Origin of the sequence: Nocardia carnea, assembly GCF_029868855.1 — a bacterium.
In the GTDB taxonomy this organism is placed as follows: domain Bacteria; phylum Actinomycetota; class Actinomycetes; order Mycobacteriales; family Mycobacteriaceae; genus Nocardia; species Nocardia carnea_A.
Genome location: NZ_JARWOV010000331.1, coordinates 1 through 3664 on the forward strand (window position 1 = coordinate 1; position 3664 = coordinate 3664).

At 66.5% G+C, this 3664-nt stretch carries 4 protein-coding genes; all 4 read right to left on the minus strand.

The features are described 5' to 3' along the window. Window positions 1-160 precede the first annotated feature (160 nt). The 4 genes from QH195_RS33580 to QH195_RS33595 are packed head-to-tail and all read right to left on the minus strand — an operon-like array spanning window position 161 to window position 3568. Entirely contained in the window at window positions 161-1510 is a 1350-nt protein-coding gene (locus tag QH195_RS33580) for an MFS transporter (protein ID WP_280438359.1), read from the minus strand. Further along, entirely contained in the window at window positions 1507-2040 is a 534-nt protein-coding gene (locus tag QH195_RS33585; protein ID WP_280438360.1) for a 3-isopropylmalate dehydratase, read from the minus strand. Before QH195_RS33585 ends, QH195_RS33580 begins: the two co-directional genes overlap by 4 nt. Then, entirely contained in the window at window positions 2037-3281 is a 1245-nt protein-coding gene (locus tag QH195_RS33590; protein WP_280438362.1) for a 3-isopropylmalate dehydratase large subunit, read from the minus strand. The genes QH195_RS33585 and QH195_RS33590 overlap by 4 nt, the downstream gene beginning before the upstream one ends. A 17-nt stretch (window positions 3282-3298) precedes the next feature. Continuing rightward, the gene (locus QH195_RS33595; RefSeq protein ID WP_280438361.1) at window positions 3299-3568 is read right to left on the minus strand and encodes a hypothetical protein; all 270 of its coding nucleotides are present in this window, start codon (window positions 3566-3568) and stop codon (window positions 3299-3301) included. Window positions 3569-3664: the final 96 nt, after the last annotated feature.

Sequence of the window (3664 nt, forward strand, 5' to 3'; positions counted from 1 at the left end):
GCCGACGTGCCCCCGCTGGTCCTGACCTCCGGTGTGGACCGCTCGTCCAAGGCCCCCCCTTGTGTGGCTAACTGTTCGTTAACCTCTCGGGGGCGGTTGCCCCCGCCCGCCGCACCCTCATCAAATGCGGCGGACGGGGCATTCCCGGTATTACCGGTGGTCATGCAGGAAGTTCCTTGCGGCTGGTTTCGCGGATGGTGGCGACGGTGAGCAGGCCGATGGCGCAGACGCCCATCACCCAGTAGGCGGGTGACATCGCGTTTCCGGTCGATTCGACGAGCTGGGCGGCGACGTAGGGGGCGGTGCCGCCGGCGGCGATGGTGCCGATATTGAAGCCCAGCGAGACGCCGGTGTAGCGGACCGTGCGGGGGAAGAGTTCGGTGAACAGCGGGAACGCGGGGACCTGGACTACGCCGTTCAGCACCATGTAGACGAAGTAGACGAGGCCGATCACGACGATGCTGCTGGTCGCGCCCATGATCATGAAGGCGGGGAGGGCGATCACGACGTAGGCGAGGTAGCCGGCGATGAGGACCGGTTTGCGGCCCCACCTGTCGGTGGCCATACCGCTGAGCGGGAAGGTGGCGCAGGCCAGGGCGATGGCGATGGCGGAGGTCCAGTAGACGGAGTCTTTGGAGAAGCCGAGGTCGTTGATCAGGTAGACGCTGAAGTAGGTGAGACCGATATAGCCGGAGCCGTTCATGGCGATGGCGACACCGACGACGCGGGCGACGGACCACGGGTTCTTGGTGACGGTGTCGAGCAGCGGGCTCTTGGTGACCTGCTGTTTCTCGGCCATCTCCTCGAATTCGGGGGTGTCCTCGAGCTTCATCCGGACGCGGAGGCACACGTAGGCGAGGGGCAGGGCGAGCAGGAACGGGATACGCCAGCCCCAGGATTCCATCTGCTCATCGGTGGTGATGAGGGCTACGACGCCGACGACGGCGGCGGCCACGGCGAAGCCGAGGGTGGAGCCGACGGGGGTGAAGGAGCCGAAGAAACCACGCTTACGCGGTGGTGCCGACTCGGCGATATAGGTGGCCGCGCCGCCGACTTCGCCGCCGGCGGAGAAGCCCTGGGCGAGGCGGACCAGGACCAGCAGGATGGGGGCGAGGATGCCGACGGCGGAACTGGTGGGCAGCAGGCCGAGGATGCCGCAGGCCACGCCCATGCTGACGACGGTGATGACGAGGGCTTGGCGGCGGCCGCGGCGGTCGCCGAGGCGGCCGAAGAAGATGCCGCCGAGGGGGCGGGCCACGTAGGCGACACCGAAGACGGCGAGGGTCGACAGGATCGACACCGCGGAATTGTCGGAGGGGAAGAACAGGGGGGCGATGGTGACAGCGAGGAAGCCGTAGACCGCGAAGTCGTAGTACTCGATGAGGGTGCCGACGCCGCCGGCGATGGCGGCGCGGCGGGCTATCGAGTTCGACTTCTTCGCTGCTGTCGCCGGCAGCGGTCCGGAGGGGTGGAGGTCACGGGACCCGACGCGAGGCTCTGTGTTCGTCATTGAATCTGTCTTTCGCGTGCGTGCTCGGCGAGCAGGAGTTCATACGAACCACCGGCTTCGATGACCTTGATGGTCCGTGGGCTCGGTGGGGTTCCGACCAGGTCGGTTCCCTCGGGCAGGCGCAGGGTGGCGGTGCGCCAGTCGAGGGCCACGGGGTCGTCGACCTTTACCGAGGTCGAGACGCCGGGGATCGTGATCAACGGCATGCCGTTGAAGGTCTCGCCGCGCCAGAAGCCGGGCGAGAAGGATTCCGCGACGATGGCCGAGATCCCCGCGTTGCGGAGGGCCACCATGGGTGGATAGTGCGGATGACCGTAGCCGAAGTTGCGACCGCCGACGATGATATCGCCGGGGCGGACGCGGTCGGTGAAGGTGGGGTCGTAGGCCTGCATACACACCGAACGCAGGTGGTCGGGGTCGTAGGACTTGATGTTGGAGACGCCGACGACGAGGTCGATATCGAAATCGTCGCCGAAGATCCAGGCGACCTTGCCTTCGATCAGGTCCGGCGGTGGGGGATAGGCGCTCACTGGACCGACTCCTGGATCGTGCCGGTGAGGGCGCTGGCGGCGACGGTGTAGGGGGAGCCCATGTAGATGTTGGCGTCGGGGCTGCCCATCCGGCCGGAAATGTTCAGGACGCCGGTGGAGATGCAGTTCTCGCCGGGTTGCAGGGGTTTCTGGTAGCCGAAGCAGAAATCACAGCTCGATATGTTGATATGTGCACCTGCGGCGCGGAGGACGTCGAGGATGCCTTCTTGTTCGGCCTGCTCGTACACCTTCTGCGAGGTCGGGACGACATTGAGTTCGACGCCGGGGGCTACCTTGCGACCGTCGAGGACCAGGGCGGCGGCGCGCAGGTCTTCGATGCGGCCGCTGGCGCAGGAGCCGATGAAGGCTTTCGTGATGGGGGTGCCGGCGAGTTCCTGGGCTGTCTTGGTGTTGACGGCGCGGGCGGAGCCGGGGAGCACGACGCGAGGGGTGAGGGTCGCGAGGTCGATCTCGTAGCGGGCCGCGTAGGTGGCGTCGGCGTCGGGGTACACCGGGTCGAAGCTGCGGCGGGCGACCTTGTTCGCGTAGGCCAGCGATATCTCGTCGGGTTCGAAGATCGCGGAGACGGCGCCGGTGAACATGGCCATTCCGCACAGGCCCTGGCGGTGGTCGATGGCCATCGAGCGGGCGCCGGGGCCGCCGAATTCCATCACCTGATGGGCGCAGCCGTCGGCGCCGACCATATCGATGATGGTGTGCACGAGGTCGCGGCTGTCGACGCCGGGCGGGAATTCGCCGACGAGGTCGAAGCGGGTGGTGGCGGGGATATCGACGAAGACCCGGCCGGTGACCCAGGCTTCGATGAGGTCGCGGCGGATGCCCCAGCCGAGGGCGCCGAAGGCGCCGATACCGCTGATATGGCCGTCGAAGTGGACGAGGAATTCGCCGGGGATGGCGAGGCCGAGTTCGGCGGTGAGCTGGTGGCCGATACCGCGGCCCTCGTGCAGTTCGATGCCGTAGAACTCGCACCAGTCGCGGGTGACCTGGTGGACTTCGAGCTCTTTCTCGTTGCGCTTCGTCAGCATGTGGTCGATGAAGACGATGTAGCGGCTCGGGTCTTCCAGCTCGGTGATTCCGAAGTCCTCGCGCATCTGGCGGAACATCACATCGGTGTAGCCGGGGAAGTCGTAGGCGATCATGCGCGCCGGATGCACCGGGTGGTTCTCGCCGGCGCGAACCGTGTCCTGATCCGAGGCGCGGCACAGGATCTTCTCCGTCATCGTGTAGCCCACGGCGATTACTGCTCCTTCGCGGGTAGGTACTTGTTCTGCATGGCCTCGACCTCGGGGAAACCGATCAATTCCACGAATTCGTGGTGCTGGAGCGCATCGGCGCTCACCTGGGCCGGTGCTTCGCCCGCGGCCAGGCGCTTCAAGGTGGCCTGGGCTGCGCCGGCCACCGCCATCAGGACCTGGGTGGGCAGCAGGGCGAGGCGGACGCCGACCTGGTCGAGGATTTCGGGGGTGAAATCGCGTTCGGTCCAGGTGGAGGCCGTGAGGGTGGCCATCAACGGGACGCCCACCTCCTCGTGGGAGGGCGGCCACAGCGAGAAGGATTGGTAGGTGTTTGTTGGAGTGAAGTTAATATAAGCCCACGCCCAGGC